General features: G+C 57.2%; 14 protein-coding genes and 4 pseudogenes. All 18 read left to right on the forward strand.

Annotated features, from left to right (window positions below):
• The first annotated feature begins 8 nt into the window (after positions 1–8).
• Positions 9–2369: a type VI secretion system Vgr family protein gene (locus K7H94_RS05830; RefSeq protein WP_420874726.1), complete on the forward strand. Its 2361-nt coding sequence runs from the start codon at positions 9–11 to the stop codon at positions 2367–2369.
• The gene (locus tag K7H94_RS05835) at positions 2370–3155 is read left to right on the forward strand and encodes a toxin Tle1 chaperone Tla1 (RefSeq protein ID WP_222951783.1); all 786 of its coding nucleotides are present in this window, start codon (positions 2370–2372) and stop codon (positions 3153–3155) included. It abuts the gene before it with no gap.
• A gap of 57 nt (positions 3156–3212) precedes the next feature.
• Positions 3213–3746: a Tli1a family immunity protein gene (locus tag K7H94_RS05840; RefSeq protein ID WP_222951784.1), complete on the forward strand. Its 534-nt coding sequence runs from the start codon at positions 3213–3215 to the stop codon at positions 3744–3746.
• A pseudogene (locus K7H94_RS23295) lies at positions 3734–3923 on the forward strand (hypothetical protein); the annotation flags it as partial. The gene K7H94_RS05840 and the pseudogene K7H94_RS23295, both read left to right, overlap by 13 nt.
• A 98-nt stretch (positions 3924–4021) precedes the next feature.
• Positions 4022–4555, forward strand: a complete 534-nt coding sequence (locus tag K7H94_RS05845) for a Tli1a family immunity protein (RefSeq protein WP_222951785.1) — start codon at positions 4022–4024, stop codon at positions 4553–4555.
• Positions 4543–4776: pseudogene (locus tag K7H94_RS05850) on the forward strand (hypothetical protein); the annotation flags it as partial. The gene K7H94_RS05845 and the pseudogene K7H94_RS05850, both read left to right, overlap by 13 nt.
• 101 nt (positions 4777–4877) lie before the next feature.
• Positions 4878–5411: a Tli1a family immunity protein gene (locus tag K7H94_RS05855; protein WP_222951786.1), complete on the forward strand. Its 534-nt coding sequence runs from the start codon at positions 4878–4880 to the stop codon at positions 5409–5411.
• Positions 5399–5629: pseudogene (locus K7H94_RS05860) on the forward strand (hypothetical protein); the annotation flags it as partial. The gene K7H94_RS05855 and the pseudogene K7H94_RS05860, both read left to right, overlap by 13 nt.
• Before the next feature lie 104 nt (positions 5630–5733).
• Positions 5734–6264, forward strand: a complete 531-nt coding sequence (locus K7H94_RS05865) for a Tli1a family immunity protein (protein WP_058781801.1) — start codon at positions 5734–5736, stop codon at positions 6262–6264.
• A pseudogene (locus K7H94_RS05870) lies at positions 6252–8699 on the forward strand (T6SS phospholipase effector Tle1-like catalytic domain-containing protein). Before K7H94_RS05865 ends, K7H94_RS05870 begins: the two are co-directional and overlap by 13 nt.
• 18 nt (positions 8700–8717) lie before the next feature.
• On the forward strand, positions 8718–8975 hold the full coding sequence (locus K7H94_RS05875) for a PAAR domain-containing protein (RefSeq protein ID WP_222951787.1): 258 nt from the start codon (positions 8718–8720) through the stop codon (positions 8973–8975).
• A 77-nt stretch (positions 8976–9052) separates the two neighbouring features.
• On the forward strand, positions 9053–10111 hold the full coding sequence (locus tag K7H94_RS05880) for a hypothetical protein (protein ID WP_222951788.1): 1059 nt from the start codon (positions 9053–9055) through the stop codon (positions 10109–10111).
• Entirely contained in the window at positions 10095–13535 is a 3441-nt protein-coding gene (locus K7H94_RS05885; protein ID WP_222951789.1) for an ImcF-related family protein, read from the forward strand. Before K7H94_RS05880 ends, K7H94_RS05885 begins: the two co-directional genes overlap by 17 nt.
• Complete coding sequence (gene tssA, locus K7H94_RS05890) at positions 13532–15133, forward strand: type VI secretion system protein TssA (protein ID WP_222951790.1); 1602 nt, start codon at positions 13532–13534, stop codon at positions 15131–15133. The genes K7H94_RS05885 and tssA overlap by 4 nt, the downstream gene beginning before the upstream one ends.
• A gap of 41 nt (positions 15134–15174) precedes the next feature.
• Positions 15175–16929 carry a type VI secretion system baseplate subunit TssF gene (tssF, locus tag K7H94_RS05895; RefSeq protein WP_222951791.1) on the forward strand — a complete coding sequence of 585 codons (1755 nt, stop codon included), beginning with the start codon at positions 15175–15177 and terminating at the stop codon, positions 16927–16929.
• Positions 16893–17978, forward strand: coding sequence for a type VI secretion system baseplate subunit TssG (gene tssG / locus K7H94_RS05900; RefSeq protein WP_222951792.1), 1086 nt, complete (start codon positions 16893–16895; stop codon positions 17976–17978). Before tssF ends, tssG begins: the two co-directional genes overlap by 37 nt.
• Positions 17956–18501 (forward strand): type VI secretion system lipoprotein TssJ, encoded by a 546-nt coding sequence (tssJ, locus tag K7H94_RS05905; RefSeq protein WP_222951793.1) that lies wholly within the window; start codon positions 17956–17958, stop codon positions 18499–18501. The genes tssG and tssJ overlap by 23 nt, the downstream gene beginning before the upstream one ends.
• Positions 18501–18956: a type VI secretion system baseplate subunit TssE gene (tssE, locus tag K7H94_RS05910; protein WP_222951794.1), complete on the forward strand. Its 456-nt coding sequence runs from the start codon at positions 18501–18503 to the stop codon at positions 18954–18956. The genes tssJ and tssE overlap by 1 nt, the downstream gene beginning before the upstream one ends.
• Positions 18957–18977: the final 21 nt, after the last annotated feature.

Below are 18977 nucleotides of genomic sequence, written 5' to 3' on the forward strand. Positions count from 1 at the left end.
GTCTCCCGATCAGATTCAGCCACAGCCATCACCAGTTGTCGGTGAAAGGATGTGAAGCCGGGCTCGATGTACTGGCGTTTGACGGCGATGAGGCGCTCAGCCGGCCGTTCAGCTACCGTATTGAATTCACCAGCACTCACCATGCCATCAGCAAAGAGATGATGCTGATGAAAGCGGCCTCCCTGACGCTGCAGGCTCCGGTTGACCAGGGTTACGGCATCAAAATACAGCAGGCGGTGCGCACCCTTCAGGGCGTGGTGAGCGGCTTTGAACGCCTCGGTACATCAAAAGATGAAACCCATTATGCCCTGACGCTGCAGCCACGCCTGGCGCTGCTCGACCGTTCGCATCAGAACGCCATTTATCAGGACATGTCGGTGCCGCAGATTGTGGAAAAAATCCTGCGCGAGCGTCACACCCTGCGCGGTCAGGATTTTCTGTTCTCGCTCTCAAAAGAGTACCCGCGCCGTGAGCAGGTGATGCAGTACGGCGAGGATGACCTGCACTTTATTACCCGCCTGCTGGGTGAGGTGGGTATCTGGTTCCGCTTTACCACGGATACGCGTCTGAACATCGACGTCGTGGAGTTTTACGACGGTCAGCAGGGGTATGAGAAAGGCCTGACGCTGCCCTCGGTGCCGCCGTCGGGCCAGCATTCAGACGGAGTGGACGCGGTGTGGGGGATGGAGAGCCATCATAACGTGGTACAGAAGCAGGTCAGCACCCGCGACTACAACTACCGGCAGGCCACGGATGACATGAATACCCAGGTCGATGTGACCCGCGGGGATGCCACCACCTGCGGGGATGCCTATCACTGGGGGGACAACTACCTTACCCAGGGTAATGCGTACGACCGCAATCCGGCTGCGGAGTCGGGGGCGTTCTATGCCCGCATTCGTCATGAGCGCTACCTGAATGGCCAGACCCGGACCCATGCCACCACCAGCTGCCCGACCCTCTCTCCGGGCCAGGTGCTCAACGTCTCCGGTGGGTATGAAGTGGCCGAGGTGTTTGCTCAGGGCGTGGTCATCACGGCGATGCGCAGCCATGCGCGGCGTGACCGGGATTTTGAAGTGCATTTTGACGGGATCCCGGACAGCACGGATTTTAGTTTCCGTCCTGAGCCAGGTTCGCGCCCGGTGATGGCCGGCACATTACCGGCCCGCGTAACCAGCACCACCGAGAACGACACTTACAGCCACATCGATAAAGACGGCCGCTATCGCGTCAACATGCTGTTTGACCGGGATAACCGGGAAACCGGGTTCGAGAGCCTGTGGGTGCGCCAGTCCCGCCCGTATGCCGGCGATACTTACGGTCTGCACCTGCCGCTGCTGGCGGGCACCGAAGTGGCGATTGGCTTTGAGGACGGTAACCCGGACCGGCCGTACATCGCCGGCGTGCTGCACGACTCGGCGCACGGCGACCACGTCACCATCCGCAACTACAAACGCAACGTGCTGCGCACGCCAGCGAACAACAAAATCCGCCTCGACGACGAGCGCGGAAAAGAGCATGTCAAGGTCAGCACCGAGTACGGCGGCAAGAGTCAGCTGAATCTGGGGCACCTGGTCGACAGCGAAAAGCAGAAGCGTGGGGAGGGTTTTGAGCTCAGAACCGACAGCTGGGGCGCCATTCGGGCACAGAAAGGGATGTTTATCAGCGCTGATGGCCAGACGAAAGCACAGGGCCAGGTGCTGGAGATGCAGCCGGCGGTCAGTCTGCTAAAAGGAGCGTTGAATCAGGTAACTGGATGGGGAACGATTACGCAGACTCACCACAACATAACGCCTGATTCTGAGCCATTAAGAGCATTTGTTTCCGCTGCCAGTGAGCTTAAAGAGCCTGCGCTGCTGCTGTCTTCACCTAAGGGTATTGCTGCCGTTACGCCTGAAACGACTCTGATGCACAGCGGGAAAGGGTTGTACCTGCAGAGCCTGGGAGATGTCAATATCACCGCAGCACAGCGCTATTCGGTGAACGCAAGTCAGGCGGTTTCGCTGCTAGCCCTACAGGAAGGAATGCGGCTGGTATCTGCCAAAGGTGCACTGGAGATTGAATCACATAGTGATGCGCTGTCGCTGACTTCCCTGAAGGATGTCACCGTCCAGTCAACGCAGGGACACCTGCAGTTGACGGCAAAGAATGGGATCACGCTCGCCTGCGGTGGCGCTTACATCAAGCTGACGCCACAGGGCGAAATCAACGTGCATGGTCCAGGCCTGTTAAGCCTCAAAGGGCAACATAAATTACAGGGCCCGGCGAGTGAGGATTATCCGCTACCTGAATTGCCTTCATCAGTATGCAAAGAGTGTCTGAAAAAGGCGCAGCGGCTGGCACAGGGCTTTGTGCCAAGGGAGGCATAAATGAACACGACCCATATCACTGACTGGGTGAATCTGCTTCAGCAAACCTGCGCTGATATAAACCTGAACCACCTTGATTTTATTCTCGACCAGTGCGGTATTGATTTTTCCGTCATTCCGGTACTGCACGATTTTTCACCACCTTTGGTATGGCAGTCTCTCTATCAGGGCTTGCCGGAAGATGCCCTGCCAGAAGAGTCGCCGCTGTTGATCAGGATCTCTTTGAACGATCCGCTTCAGAAACAGTGGTTGATTGAGCTGGCTCAGAAAGTACAAAAGACTGCTCCACTACTGGTGCTCTGTTCTCCCTGGCCTTTCGCGACACTGGCGGAATGGTTAACAACCTGCACCGATGCGACACATGAGGGACGGGCGGGACTGTTCAGATACTTTGATGCCCGTATTTTTCCTTATTTGTTCTCTCATATTCTGGAACCTGATCAGCAGGCTCAGTTGCAGCGCCCGGCGCTGTTCTGGAGCTGGCTGGATCCTGACGAGAAACCGGGATTGCTGATGGGGCAGGGAGCACAGCCCGCCATCAACGAGAAGTGCCAAAACATCGCTTTGAGCGATAGCCAGTTTGAAGCCCTGATGTGCATCTGCGATGCCAGGCTGATGCTTCGCTATCGGGACGTTCCCGATACGGGATTTGCTTCGCAGGCTGAACGGTTTACGGCCTGTTTCATCGGCATGCTTTCAGCCACTGCCAAAGGGATGATACTGGATAAAGAGCGCGAGGATTGGGTGATTAAGAACCTGATCGGACGGTCCTCAGCAGAAGTCTGAAAGTGGGGTCATGAGGCAGTTCGCCTTCCGGAGAGGCTGCCATACATGGAATGTAAAATGAAAATACGACATTACCTCCTGGTACTGGGTGCCCTGCTACTGGCGGGCTGTAGCCAGCCGGTGGCGAAAGCCAAAACCCGGAGCGGCGGCGGTGGGATTATTGTCGCCATCAACCATACCAAATGGGCGATCAACCATTTCAGCGTCGACGGTCAGTCGGGAATTGACATTATCGGGCCGTATCAGGGCGGTGGAGGTGGCTGCTGCTATGGCGTGCCGGCGAAATGGCGGCCGGGTATGACGGTGAAAGTCGACTGGGAAACTGGAGTAGGAGATATGGATGGTTTCCCTGGCTTTGGTGATGACGCCAGGTATCTTGCCTGGGAAAAAAAAATGAAGGCCCAGAATAAGCAGCACAGAACGGTGGTACCAGTACCGGATTATACGGGGCAAAAAACCTGCGGGATCACGGTGCACTTTCTGCCCTGTGATGAGGTGAAAGTGACGACCAGCTGTGTAAGCCCCGGCCGGCCGGGGTACCCAATCAACGAGCCATTGCAAATGCCGGAGCCGAAAGTATGTCCAAAATAATTACCGATTTGGCATGGTTCCCGCCAGCGTTTCCGGCTCAGGGGCGTTTGCCCACCAAGTCTGCGCTGGTTGGCGCAAACTGCGCGCAGCAGGACAGCTACGAGCTTACCTGGCGGCAGGACTGGGCATATCAGCCTGTTTTTCGACGGCACCGGCAATAGCCTTAATCACAAACTGGCCCTTATTCCTCTTCAGTAATGCTCAGCCATGCCATCCCGAAAAGTCATGGCTGAGCAATACGGACGTCATCCGTTTCTTCATCAAAGGAATGCAAAATGAAAATACGACATTACCTCATGGTACTGGGTGCCCTGCTGCTGGCGGGCTGTAGTCAGCCGGTGGCAAAAGCGGAAAACCGGAGCGGCGGCGGTGGGATTATTGTCGCCATCAACCATACCAAATGGGCGATCAACCATTTCAGCGTCGACGGTCAGTCTGGCATCGATGCTATTGGTCCGTATCAGGGCGGCGGCGGGGGATGCTGCTATGGCGTGCCGGCGAAATGGCGACCGGGTATTAGGGTTAAGGTTGACTGGGAAAGCGGAGAAGCCTCAATGAAAGGTTTTCCTGGGTTTGCGGATACAGCTAAGTATCGGGCTTGGGAAAAAAAAATGAGTGCTAATAATCGCCAGCATAGCAAGGTTGTCCCAGTGCCGGACTACACGGGACAGGAAATCTGCGGGATCACGGTGCATTTTCTGCCCTGTGATGAGGTGAAAGTGACGACCAGCTGTGCCAACTATGGCCATCCGGAACATCCGATCAAAGAGCCCCTTAAGATGCCGGAGCCAAAAGTATGTCCAAAATAATTACCGATCTGGCATGGTTCCCGCCGGCGTTTCCGGCTCAGGGGCGTTTACCCACCAGGGCTGCGCTGGTTGGCGCAAACTGCGCGCTGCAGGACAGCGATGAACTGTCGTGGCGGCAGAAGCTGTGCCTGGCCGCCAGACGGCGCGTGGAGCCTCCCTGCTGTAAAACTGTACATATCAGCCTGTTTTTCGACGGCACCGGCAATAACCTTAATCACGATCTGGTTTTTATTCCTCTTCAGTAATGCTCAGCCATGCCATCCGGAAAAGTCATGGCTGAGCAAGACGGACGTTATCAGTTTCTTCATCAAAGGAATGCAAAATGAAAATACGACATTACCTCGTGGTACTGGGTGCCCTGCTGCTGGCGGGCTGTAGCCAGCCGGTGGCGAAAGCCAAAACCCGGAGCGGCGGCGGTGGGATTATTGCCGCCATCAACCACACCAAATGGGCGATCAACCATTTCAGCGTCGACGGTCAGTCGGGAATTGACATTATCGGGCCGTATCAGGGCGGTGGAGGTGGCTGCTGCTATGGCGTGCCGGCGAAATGGCGGCCGGGTATGACGGTGAAAGTCGACTGGGAAACAGGGTTGGGAGGCTCAAAAGGGTTTCCGGGCTTTGCTGACTGGGAAAAATATAAGGCCTGGGAAAAAAAAATGAAGGCCCAGAATAAGCGGCACAGCACGGTGGTACCGGTGCCAGACTATACGGGGCAAAAAACCTGCGGGATCACGGTGCACTTTCTGCCTTGTGATGAGGTGAAGGTGACCACCAGCTGTGTGAGCCCCGGCCGGCCGGGGTACCCAATCAACGAGCCATTGCAAATGCCGGAGCCGAAAGTATGTCCAAAATAATCACCGATCTGGCGTGGTTCCCGCCAGCGTTTCCGTCTCAGGGGCGTTTACCCACCAGGGCTGCGCTGGTTGGCGCAAACTGCGCGCTGCAGGACAGCGATGAACTGGCTTGGCGGCAGAAGCTGTGCCTGGCCTCCAGGCGGCGCGTGGAGCCTCCCTGCTGTAAAACTTTACACATCAGCCTGTTTTTTGACGGCACCGGCAATAACCTTAATCACGTTCTGGCCTTTATCCCTCTTCAGTAATGCTCAGCCATGCCATCCCGAATAGTCATGGCTGAGCAAGACGGACGTCATCCGTTTCTTCATCAAAGGAATGCAAAATGAAAATACGACATTACCTCGTGGCACTGGGTGCCCTGCTGCTGGCGGGCTGTAATCAGCCTGCGGCGAACGCGGATAGCCGGGGGGGCGGCGGAACCATAGAGGCAATCAATCACACCAGATGGGCAATCAACCATTTCAGCGTCGACGGTCAGTCTGGCATCGATGCTATTGGTCCGTATCAGGGCGGCGGCGGGGGGTGCTGCTATGGCGTGCCGGCGAAATGGCGACCGGGTATGAGGGTTAAGGTTGACTGGGAAAGCGGAGAAGCCTCAACAAAAGGGTTTCCAGGATTTGCAGATACAGAAAAGTATTTGGCTTGGGAAAAAAAAATGAGTGCAAATAATCGCCAGCATAGCAAGGTTGTCCCAGTGCCGGACTATACGGGGCAGGAAACCTGCGGGATAACCGTGCATTTTCTGCCCTGTGATGAGGTGAAAGTGACGACCAGTTGTGCCAACTATGGCCATCCGGAACATCCGATCAAAGAGCCCCTTAAGATGCCGGAGCCAAAAGTATGTCCAAAATAATCACCGATCTGGCGTGGTTCCCGCCAGCGTTCCCGGCTCAGGGGCGTTTACCCACCAGGGCTGCGCTGGTTGGCAAAAACTGCGCGCAGCAGGACAACCACGAGTTAGTCTACCGGCAGGAGCTGTGCCTGGCAGCAGGGCGGCGCGTGGAACCGCCCTGCTGTAAGACTGTGCACATCAGCCTGTTTTTCGACGGCACCGGCAATAACCTTAATCACGACTTATATTTTGCTGACCCGAAGCATCCCACCAATATAGCCCGTCTGTTTCGCGCCACCATCGGGCAGGGGACTGCCGGGGGGGTAGCAAAAGGGGAGGAGTTGCTGGATGCTGACGGCAGCGGCGATGACAAATACTACAAATATTATATCCCCGGCGTCGGGACGCCTTTTCCCGAGGTGAACGATCTGGATTTCAGCATGATGGGGCTGGCGACAGCGACTCACGGGGAGGACAGAATCAACTGGGGTCTGCTGCGAATTATCGATGCCCTGAAGCGGACGACAACTAAGAAGAGTCTGTCGAACAGTGCGAGCTGGAGCGCGGTAGATAAAATGGCGACCTCTATGGCGTCCTTTGGGCTAACCGGCGCTGCCAACCGTTTTGAGACCTTCCAGAGCCTGCTGAATGATATGGCACCAGAGCTGCAAAAGGCTCTGGTACCCACCGAGCCCGGAAAGCCAAAGCTGTTGGGAATCAAGCTGTACGTGTACGGCTTTTCGCGCGGGGCAGCGGCAGCGCGGACCTTTGTCAACTGGCTCACCGGGTTGCTGCCAAAGCCTGGGGAGGAAAAAGACAAGCCCGAGCAGTGCCTGGCTGTGGGGGAGCTGAAAATTCCGCTCAGCGTCGAGTTTCTGGGCCTGCTGGATACGGTGGCCTCGGTGGGCGTGGCGCATATCGCCCCGGTGGCAGAAGGGCATATGGGCTGGGCGGACGGGAGCCAGGAGCTGCCGGCAGAGAAGATCTACGGCGGCTTGATTAAAAAGTGTGTCCATCTGGTCTCTTCCCACGAGCAGCGGCTGTGCTTCCCGCTGGATTCAATCCGCCGCCCGGATGGTAAATATCCGGCGAACAGCGAGGAAGTCGTCTATCCGGGTATGCACTCGGATTTAGGCGGAGGCTACCCGCCAGGCGATCAGGGAAAGGCCAATGCAGACAATGACGGTTATTTGTTATCACAAATAGCGCTACATGAGATGTATGCCTCTGCCTTCGGCGCAGGAGCCCCCTTAAAAGTTCCGCAAGACGCGTTACCAGATGATTTAAATAATGTGGAATGGAGAAAGATGACTTTAGATGTTCTTAAAGAATTTTTTATTCATGAAGCCCTTTCCGATCGTTTCAACGCCTGGCGCGAGCTTACCCTCGGTCTGAGTTCGTCCACAGTCCCGATTCTCCCCGAACAAGCCGCAATATACGATCCGCCGCGTGCGCCGGTCAGCCTGGAGAAAGCCCTTGAAGATCAGATGGGCTAGATCACCGCCTGGCGTATTAACCGCTATGCCGGGGGAACCTACAAGACCCAGCGCTTCTATGTCGATTCGGCGGCGAACGGGCTGGATAAAGACAGCGATCCGCTGGTCAGAAAGCAGGCTGAGGATGACTGGAAAGAAGCACAGAAAAAAGTTGACGATGCTCGTAAGGAAATAATTGCCGAACATAAACCTGAAGAAGGCTTCCTGATGCTCCCACCGGGGCCAAAGGATTTCGACGCTGCACTGGGGCAAACCCAGCTGCGTCAGGCCGCAGAGGAGTTCAGAGAGGATTACCACGGCATCTCCCGGACGGGTACCGGTAACTGGATTTTTACTGCCGTTGATTCAATGAGTAACGCCATCTTCCTGCTGAATAACGACAATGAGTATGGCGAATGGCTCAGCATGAAAACCGCCGGAGACGATCGTGTAAAAGTGCTTTTCCCGGCTGCCGGCGAAGCGAGTAACGCCACTGAACCAGGCGGGCTGGTGCGGGCACTGTTTGACGATCAGATCCACGATTCCCGCGCGTGGTTTATGCACAACGCCTTCGGCTCCCGCGAACCCTGGGGCAGCTATTTCCTCTACCGGATGATCTATTTCGGCAGCTGCAGCAGTAAGCCGATGACGCCGTTGATGATTGCCGGGGCGGTGGTGGGCGTCGCGACCCTTGCCGCAGGCGCGGCCGTTATCATCAGACAGAAAAGCGCGAAGGGCAAACTCGCGGGGCTTGCTGGTACCGTGGGTGCCGTTTACCTCGAAACGCAGGCTATCGATCTGCTTTCCGGCAAACCGCTGCCAATGCTGCCCAACGCCGCACAGCTGCAGGCGCCAACGATGGAGCCAGGCACAGTGGTGGCACAGCAAACGCAGCTCATCAGCGATCAGCGGCTGGCACTGGCAAAAACGATGATTGAGTCCAGCTGGGCGGAAAATCTTAAGGCGACCGTAACGGCCTGATTCAGGGAAGGATGAAGGATGAAAGCAGTGATACGCGAGGGCGATACCCTGCGGGAGTACGGTGGGAAAGTGCTGGGCGGGCATTATCTTTGCTTCGGGAAAGGGATCGCCTGTAAAGGCGATGCAGTGAAGTGCAATAAACATGGCATCACGGTCATCAGCGAAGGCAGTTCGTTATCGGAAGTGGACGGACAGTCGGTGGCGCTGCATGGTCATCGTTGTGCCTGTGGCTGCACGCTGGTGAGCTCTTTTCCCGATTGCGGCATTGAGCTGTGAGGCCGTTACCGGAGTATCCACCCTACCGGGTGGTGCGCGCCCCTGACGGCAAGCGATGGCTATCAGCGGGGGCGCTGATGGTGTTGCTGTGCGGAGGAGGCGGCGCGCTGCTTCATCCTGCCGGGAGCGCTGCCGGACTGGTGATAAAAGGAATGGCCGGCGCGGTGATTATGATGGGCGTGCTCTGGTTAATACGCATGCTGTATTACCGGACGTCGGCCCATAACGCCCGGTATTACCAACAACTGGTTGAGCAGCAGCAGCAGGCCTGGTGGCTGCAGCATCAGCACCATTTCGCGCTTAGTGAAATGGTGCTGCTGGGCCCTGCCGGGACCGATACGCCACACTGGTTGCGGCTGCTAAAGCGGGAGCATCGGGTTCCTGAGATAAAAAATGAGTCGAGCGGTAAAGCGCTGCGTATCGGTCGAACGCTGGTCGATACGGTAGCTGAACGCGAGGCTTTACTGGCAAAAATGCTGGTGCTGCAATGGCGGACGCAGCACGCAGATTTCTCTCCGCCACACTTATGGCGCTGCTACTGGCAGGGTTCTCTGGATGCCTGGCGTGCATTCTGTAGCCAAATGCAGGTTTCATTTCCGGACGTGGCGCTTCCTGAAAAACCGGAGACATGGCAAGGCGAAGAGTCGTTGTCTGCACTTGCCGCAACGGCTCAAACGCTCCCTGAAACAGAGGCCATTCTGGTCGCCGGGTGTCATTCGATAGCTGCCTCGTTTAATTCTGCGCAGCCTGCCGGAGAGTCCGCTGCACTGTGTCTGGTCGCGCAGAAAGGGTTGGTCAGCCTCACCCGGGGGGAAGTTTACGATATCGCCGGGAAAGAGGTTTTAACCGCAGTCTGCGAACGAGCGGAGCAGCAAAGCGACCTCGAAACGCCGCATGACACCTGCATGCTGTTCTCACAGCCGGGGCTGCCCGCCCTGGCGCAAAGCGGCTGGAATGTGACCCATCACGTTCAGGACCTCAACTGGGGGAACCCCGGTGATATGGAAATGCTTATCGTGCTGATTCTGGCGGCTTTTTACGCAAATAATTATCAACAACCCTGCGGCTGGATAGCCAAAGATCCTCTACATACTCTCGCACTTGGAATTATTAAACCTTATGGTGAAGGAAAATAAACCCGCTGAATTTTCGGTGTTTGCCACGGCGGTGTTGTTTGTTGCTACTGTCACGCTGCTTGTGCTGGCAGGTGGGTTACTGTGGTGGTATTGGGGGGAAGATCTCTCCACGGAATGGGACGTGATACGTCGAATCATGACGGCCTGTTTTGTTGTCTGGGGAGTGTCGCTCTGCGTACTGGTGCTGGGGTTTATCGCTTTTCATTTAATGATTCGGGAAAAAGTGATGGGAGAGGCTTCTTCCAGACCGGTCAAAAAGAAAAGAACGCTCCGTCTGCCGCTCAGGGCGGACATCAGCAACCATCTCCGTCGTCGTTATAGCCTCTTCTGGCGAAGTAAAGTCCGCCTGCTGTTAGTCACAGGCGATGAAAACTCCATTGCTCAGTTGGTGCCCAACCTGCAAGCCCATCAGTGGCTGGAAGGCAACCGCACGGTCTTGATTTATGGCGGCAGCCTGACTGCTGAACCCGATAAGGAAAAATTCGCTGCGCTGCGTAAACTGCGCCGCGGGCACCCGCTGGACGGGATTGTCCGCGTCATGCCGCAGTCGTTTAATCTGACCCCGCAAATCAGCGACAACGATTTACGCGGCCTGGAAAAAATCAGCGAACTGCTGCGCTATTCCGCCCCGGTTTATTTGTGGCAGCTGTGCGACAGCGCCTGGTCGCAGGCAAAACGCACTGAACAGACGGTAGGGGCTACTTTTCCCCTGCGTGCTGAGCCTGACGATATTTGTCGTCAGCTTGAACGGATGCTGTCGGACCTGCGGACGCAGGGGGTGAGTCAGGTCGCTGAGAACAACGGCCACGACTTCCTGCTGCGCCTGGGTCAGCACCTCAAAGACGGCGGTATCGCCCGCTGGGCTCAGCAACTGGTGCCATGGCTGGCAGCCTCCCAGCAGCGCGTTCCGCTACGTGGTCTGATGTTCAGCCTGCCGGACAGTCACTCAATTCATCCGACAGAGGAAACAGCCGACGCTGAGAAATTTATCCCGCAATCACAACGCCATGCGCTGACTTTGCCGGTGACCTGGCAGGGTATCGTGGACGACTGTACCCGTGTTCGTGGCCGCCGAGTCGGTATGGCGTGGGAACAGACGCTTGCCTGGACGCTGATGGCCATCATGGGTATCTGGGGCGCGGGAACGCTGCTGTCGTTCGCGGTCAACCGTCAGCAGATCGTTTCTGTTGCTGAGCAGGCCCATGCCCTGGTGGAGCATCCTGCGGTATCGGATGAGCAGCTGACGGCGCTGCATACGCTGCGTAATCATGCCGGTCGCCTGCAGCATCGTATTCAGGAAGGCGCTCCCTGGTATCAGCGTTTTGGCCTGGACCATAACCCGCAGTTGCTCGAGGCATTGCTGCCCTGGTATGGCGTGGCAAACAATCGCCTGATCCGCGATCCAGCCAGTGCTGCGCTGACAAAAAAACTCAATGCGCTGGTGAATTCCGAACCGAACAGCGATCGGCGCGCTCAGCTGGCGACGCTGGGCTATGACCAGCTGAAGGCCTGGCTGATGATGGCGCGTCCGGATAAAGCCGACGGCGCGTATTACGCCCAGACCATGAAAGCTGTGCAGCCGACGCGAAAGGGCATCTCAACCGGCCTGTGGCAAAGCCTGGCGCCGGATTTGTGGGCTTTCTACATCAACGAACTGCCCGGGCAACCACAGTGGAAAATCACCCCCGATGCGCAGCTGGTGAGCCAGAGCCGCCAGGTGCTGTTGCAGCAAATTGGCCGGCGTAACGCCGAAAGCACGCTGTATGAAAACATGCTCACATCGGTGCGGCGTAACTTTGCCGATGTGTCCCTGGAAGACATGACCAGCGGTACTGATGCCCGCCGCCTGTTCACCACTGATGAAGTGGTACCGGGCATGTTCACCCGTCAGGCGTGGGAGGGCGGTATTCAGCAGGCTATCGAAAAGGCCGCCAACTCTCGCCGGGATGAAATTGACTGGGTGCTGAGTGACAGCCGGAAAGCGGTCTCCTCAGATCTGTCGCCGGAGGCCCTTAAAGCACGTCTGACGCAACGTTACTTCACCGACTTTGCCGGTAGCTGGCTGAGCTTCCTTAATAGTCTGCGACTTAATCCTGCGAACAACATCGCAGACGTTACCGACCAGCTGACGCTGATGAGCGATGTCCGCCAGTCTCCACTGATTGCCCTGATGAATACCATTGCCTGGCAGGGGCAGACCGGCCAGCACAGCGAAAGTCTTTCGGATTCCATTATCAAATCGGCTAAAGATCTCGTAAGTGGACAGGACAAGCCAGCGATTGACCAGTCTGCATCAGGGCCGCAGGGCCCGCTGGATGACACCTTTGGCCCGCTGCTTCAGCTTTTAGGTAAAAACAAAGGCAGTAACGTTATGTCGGCGGACACGTCACTGAGCCTGCAGACGTATCTGACCCGCATCACCCGCGTGCGTCTGCGCCTGCAGCAGGTGGCCAGCGCCTCTGATCCGCAGGCGATGATGCAGACTCTGGCGCAGACCGTGTTCCAGGGCAAAAGTGTGGATCTGACCGACACCCAGCAGTACGGCAGTCTGATTTCGGCAAGCCTGGGCGAAGAGTGGAGTGGTTTTGGCAGCACGATGTTTGTCCAGCCTCTGACTCAGGCCTGGGAGACCGTGCTTCAGCCGTCGGCGGCGAGCCTGAATGATAAATGGAGCCGCTCGGTTGTCGCTAACTGGCAAACTGCCTTTGACGGACGTTTCCCGTTTGCCGCCAGCAAAAGTGATGCCTCTTTACCCATGCTGGCTGAATTTGTGCGCAAGGACAGTGGGCGTATCGAGCGCTTCCTGACCACAGAGCTCAACGGGGTGCTGCACAAAGAGGGCAGCCAGTGGGTGCCGGATAAGGTCAACAGCCAGGGGCTGAGCTTCAACCCGGCCTTGCTGCGGGCGATTAATCAGCTGAGCCAACTGTCAGACATTCTGTTCACCGATGGCAGCCAGGGCATCAGCTTTGAGCTGCAGGCGCGTCCTGTACCGCAGGTAGTGGAAACCCAGTTGATTATTGATGGACAAAAGCTGCACTACTTCAACCAGATGGCCGACTGGCAGAGCTTCCGCTGGCCGGGTGACACTTACAAGCCGGGGACGATGCTGACCTGGACCTCAGTCAACGCCGGTGCACGTCTGTTCGGGGATTACAGCGGGACCTGGGGCTTTATTCGCTGGCTGGACCAGGGCAAACGCCAGCAACTTGACCGCAGCCAGTGGATGATGAGCTTTACTGCCCCGGACGGTCGCACTTTGCAGTGGGTGCTGCGCTCACAACTCGGGAAAGGTCCGCTGGCGTTGCTGGATCTGCGCGGTTTCACGCTGCCGGATCAGATATTCAGTGTCGACAGCGCAGCCACCGCGCAGGCGCTGATGGCTAACACCGCAAACAGTGACATGGAGGAGGTCGAAGAATGAGCACACTGCAGAAGCTGGTCACCGCCTGTCAGGCTGACGAAACTCAGCTGCGGCAGCAGGCCCAGTCACGCACGGAAAACTGGCAGCCCTGGCTTGCGCCGTTAAATGATACCCCTCCGACCGGTGAAGACCCAGGCTATGATGATGATTTTCAGCGTATTCGCGAAGAGGTCAATAAGCTCTCCGGCATTGATACCGGGTTGATTTGTACGCTTGCCGAAAAACTGCTGACCACTGCGGCCAAAGATATCCGGGTTGCAACTTATTACTGCTGGGCGCGTCTGCACCAGGACGGTGAAGCCGGTTTTGCCGAAGGACTTGAGCTACTGGCGGGATTGCTACAGCGCTATGGCACGCAGCTTCATCCTCAGCGCGAGCGGAGCCGTAAACCGGCGCTGGAGTGGCTCGCAGGCTCCCGTGTTCTGGACAGCCTGTCACTCTGGCCGGAAGTGATTCGCGACGATGCACTGCGCACTGCCGGTGCGCTGCTGCTGTTGCGCGACAGTCTGGATACAGAGCCGGAAGCGTCGCGGCCAGAGCTGAATGCCCTGTACAGCGCGCTGGAATCCCGCCTGATGAAGGCCGGTGGTGTGGATGCCGTGGTACCGCAGAATGCAGGTGATAAGGCTCCGTCACAGATCTCCACGCCTGTGACGGAGCCAGATGCGCCAGTGCTGAGCCGCATCACCTCTGGTCAGGATTTGCTGGCCCAGGCCCGCACCCTGACCGGATATCTGCGTGAGCAACCCGATGGCTGGCTTGCCGCCCACCGGCTGATGAAAAGCCTGCGTCATGACACGTTGCACAGCATTCCTGCCCCGGATGCACAAGGCAAAACGCGCATCGAACCGCCGCGCGCAGACCAGCGTGCCATGCTCAAACGTCTGTATCTGCAGCAGAGCTGGTGCGAAATACTGGAGCAGGCAGACAGCGCCTTTTCGCGTGGCGCTAATCACCTCTGGCTGGACTTACAGTGGTATGTCCACCAGGCGCTAATGAAATCGGGGCAGGAGGTGCTTGCCGGGATCATCGCCGCCGACCTGAAAGGGTTGCTGCGTCGCCTTACCGGGCTTGAAACCCTGGCCTTTAATGACGGTACGCCGTTTGCCGATGAAGTGACGCTGAACTGGATAAATCAGAACGTACTGGACGATATGTCCGGCTGGCGGGATGAGCCGGTCAGTGCCGCCGGTGAAACAGATAACGATATCCTGGCTCTCGAGCCGGAAGCGCTGGATAAAGCGGACACCGACGGTCTGGATGCCACGCTTCGCTGGCTACAGACACGCCCGGGCACCGACTCGACAAAAGACAGATGGTTGCTGCGTTTGCTGATGACCCGCGTGGCCGAGCAGAAGGGCAAAAATGAACTGGCCCTGCATCTGCTGGGAGAGCTCGACAGTGCCGCACAGTCAATTACCCTCACGCAGTGGACACCGGCATTGCTGTTTGAAGTGAAATCGCGCCGCCTCAGACTGCTGCGCATGAAAGCCACACGCAGTGAAACTGATAAATCACGGTTACAGCCAGAGATGGACCAGCTTCTGGCGGGTTTGATTGCGCTCGATCCGGCCAGCAGCGCGGTGCTTTGCGGCTAAAACATCAGGCATACCTTTCAAACACACATATTCAGGTTTTTATGGATGATTTAACCCTGCGTTACTACGACGCTGAAATGCGCTACCTGCTTGAAGCCGGTGAAGAGTTTGCCCGTGCTCACCCCGAGCAGGCGGCAATGCTCAATCTCGATAAAGCGGGAGCGCGCGACCCGTACGTGGAGCGATTGTTCGAGGGCTTTGCCTTCCTGATGGGCCGGCTGCGCGAGAAGCTCGATGACGACTTGCCCGAATTAACCGAAGGGCTGGTCAGCCTGCTGTGGCCACATTACCTGCGTACCATTCCGTCCATGTCGGTGGTGGAATTCACCCCTGACTGGCGCGAGATGAAAGAGCCGATGCGCATCGTCAAAGGTTTTGAGGTGAACTCGCGGCCGATCGGCGAGAAGGGCACGCGCTGCCGGTATACCACCACCAAAGAGATGACTCTTCAGCCGTTGTCGCTGGAACATGCCAGTTTGTCGACTGACCCTGACGGGCGTTCGGTTATCACTCTGCGTTTTGACTGCAGTGATCTGGCTGACTGGAGGCGCATCGACCTGAGCTGTATTCCGCTGTATTTCAACGCCGACGCGCCGCTGGCCTGTGCCATGCATGAAGCCTTCACCATGAATGTCGCCCGCCTGTGGCTGCGCTTACCGGGTGACATGGACAGAAGACCGCTCGACGGGTATTTCACCGCGCTGGGCTTTGGCGATAACGACGACCTGTGGCCGAAGGGCAGCAGCAGTTTCAGCGGCTATCAGCTGTTGCTGGAGTATTTCACCTTCCGCGAGAAATTCATGTTCACAGGCCTGCGTGGGCTGGAGACCGTGGTCTTTCCGGCTGAGCTCCCCTGGTTTGAAATCGACGTGGTGCTGGCGGAGCGCTGGGAACATGACTTCAGCTTTACCGAAAAACATCTGCGCCTGAACTGTGTGCCGGTGATTAACCTATTCCCGCTGGAGTCAGACCCGCTGACGCTCAACTCTCTGCAGACCGAATACATGCTGCGCCCGATGCGCGTGCAGGATGGTCATACTGAGATTTATGCGGTGGATTCGGTGATGTCATCCAGCCAGCATATCTACGTACCGTTTTCGAGCTTTCGCCACAAAGGCGGCATGATGCGCCATCAGGCCCCGGAATATTACTACCACACGCGCGTACGTCGCGGTCCGTCCGGACTGCATAACACCTGGCTTATCCTCGGCGGTGAAGCGTTTGATAACCACACGGTGCCGGAAGACGAAAGCCTGTCGCTGACGCTCACCGGCACCAACGGCCAGCTGCCACGACGTGCTCTGCAGAGCACGGTGCTTGATACGGTGATGAAAACCACCTCAGCCAGTATCGCCGTGCGTAACCTGTGTGCGCCGACACTACCCTGTTATCCACCGGCGCAGGACCGTTTCCACTGGCGCGTGCTGAGCCATCTCGGCAGCGGATTCCTGTCGATGATGGACAATGCTGACGTGCTGCGCGGCACCCTGGCGCTGTACGAATGGACCGATAGTGAGATGAACCGCCGTCGGCTGGAAGCCATCATTGATGTGAAGCACCGCGAAACCGAGCGTTTCGAACAGGGCTATCTGGTACGCGGTGTGCAGATTGAGGTGACGCTGGACAGTCACGGCTTTGCCGGGCGCGGCGACATCTGTCTGTTCGGCGAGATGCTGAGCCGCTTCTTTGCCCTGTATACCGATATCTATCTGTTCAACCGCCTGATTATCATCCTGCAACCGACTGGAGAGCGCCTGGAATGGGAAGAGAAGCACAATCGCCGCATTCCCGGCTGACCCCGCGGCTGGAAGCCGACCTTCACCGTATCAACTTTTACCGCTTATGCCAGCTGCTGGAGAAGCGTAATCCTGGCAGGCCGCCGATGGGCTCGACCAGCCACCCGGCGAATGACCCGGTGCGGTTTGCCCCACATCCGGGGATGGGATTTCCGGCCAGCGAAATAAAGGCTGTCGAATATGACGAGGAGGATGACAGCAAGCCACCGCTCATCCGCACGACCTTTATGGGGATGTACGGAGTTGATTCCCCTTTGCCGACCGCCTATCTCGACGACATCACTCAGCGTCGCGAAGGTCACGAAGCGCTGCAGGGTTTTCTGGATATCTTCAGCCACCGTATCCTGACGCAGTTTTACCGTGTCTGGCGTAAATACTCCTACCCGGCCACATTTGAGCCCGGCGGTACTGACGCTATCTCGCAGTCACTGCTGGGTCTGGTGGGACTGGGGATACCGGGCACCGCAGAGCACATCGCCACCCCGGTATCCCGATTTCTGGCGCTGCTGGGTGTGCTGCAGCAGCCAGGTAAAACCCAGGAGGGGATGCAGGCCCTGGTGAGCCTGCTGGCACCCGACACGACGGTGCAGGTGAGCCCGTATTGCCTGCGACCTGTAGCTGTCAGCCAGCCGCTGGGCTTTTACGGTGATGACGATTTTCTGCTGGATGGCAACACGCCGCTGGGCGAAGAGGCGATGGATGCCAACAGCCAGCTGCTGATTGCTCTGTCCACCGATAACGAGCAGGAATCTCAGGGCTGGAAACCGGATGGCCTGTTATATCAGGACTTTCTGGTGATGCTGCGGGTGTATCTCGGCTGGCGTTTTAAAGCAAAAATCACCCTGACCACCCGAACCCGCCTGCTGGCTGCGCCGCCACTCGGCGAAGGCCCATTCTGGCTGGGGATGAATGGCGTACTGGGCGCGCAAGATGAAGATCTCCCGGAGGATATTCCGCAGACCTTTACCACGGAACTGTGTTATTACGCCGGGCTGGAGCCTGAATCATCACAACAAGGAAACCGACGTGTTACGTACAAGTTTGATTAAATCCGCATGCTGGCTACCTGCGCTACTGGCATTCAGCCTGACGGGGTGTGGGGTGACGCAGGGTATCACCGATGGCACTAAATCGGCATTTAACGCCGTGCTTTACAAAAAGATTAAGGTGCTGCACCTGGATTTTACCGCCCGTGAGGCGCTGAACACCGATTCCCGCGAAAGTAACTCGCTGTCTGAGCCGGTGGTTATTCGTGTCTGGCAGCTGAAAGACCGTAAAACCTTCGACAAAACGGTCTATCAGCAGCTCCTCAGGGATGGCGACACGATCCTGAAACCCGATCTGCTGGCGACCCGGGATGTAGTGGTAAAACCTGGCGGTGATGCGAACCTCGATATGCCAATGGAAGAAGATGCGCAGTTTGTCGCCGTGGCAGGGCTGTTCCGCCATCCGGATAGAGTTAACAACACCTGGAAGCTGGTGATAGGGCGTGAAGACCTTGACCCGGATAAGCCGCGCATTCTGGAAGCCGGTAACAATCATCTGACACTGCAACCGCTCAAGGACGACTGATGCCCCAGGGACATAACACACCTTCGCTGTATGAAATGCTCACCGGCAACTTCACCGGCGGCCTGGCCCTCGATCAGGTCAGCGAACAAAATCAGGTGATTTTGTCCGTACTCGACAATATGCAGCGCATCCTCAACTGTCGCGCCGGCACGCTGGCGCATCTGCCGGACTATGGTCTGCCCGATATGAGCAAAATCCTGCAGGGCATGCCGGGCACTGCCCATGAGCTGATTGGCACCCTGTCTGCTGTTCTGCTCAGGTATGAGCCGCGCCTGAAAAGCATCAGAGTGGTGCTGCTGGAGCAGGCGCAGCCCGGCGAATTGCGCTACGCGATTGATGCGGAACTGAAGGGACTCGGTCTGGTGCGATACGGCACTGAATTTATGCCGGAAGGGCGCGTTCTGTTGCGGCATCTCCGGCAGCAACAATATCTTGATGGTAAAGCGCAAATCTAAGCGGCATTATTACGAACAAGG

Origin of the sequence: Pantoea dispersa (genome assembly GCF_019890955.1) — a bacterium.
Lineage (GTDB): Bacteria > Pseudomonadota > Gammaproteobacteria > Enterobacterales > Enterobacteriaceae > Pantoea > Pantoea dispersa.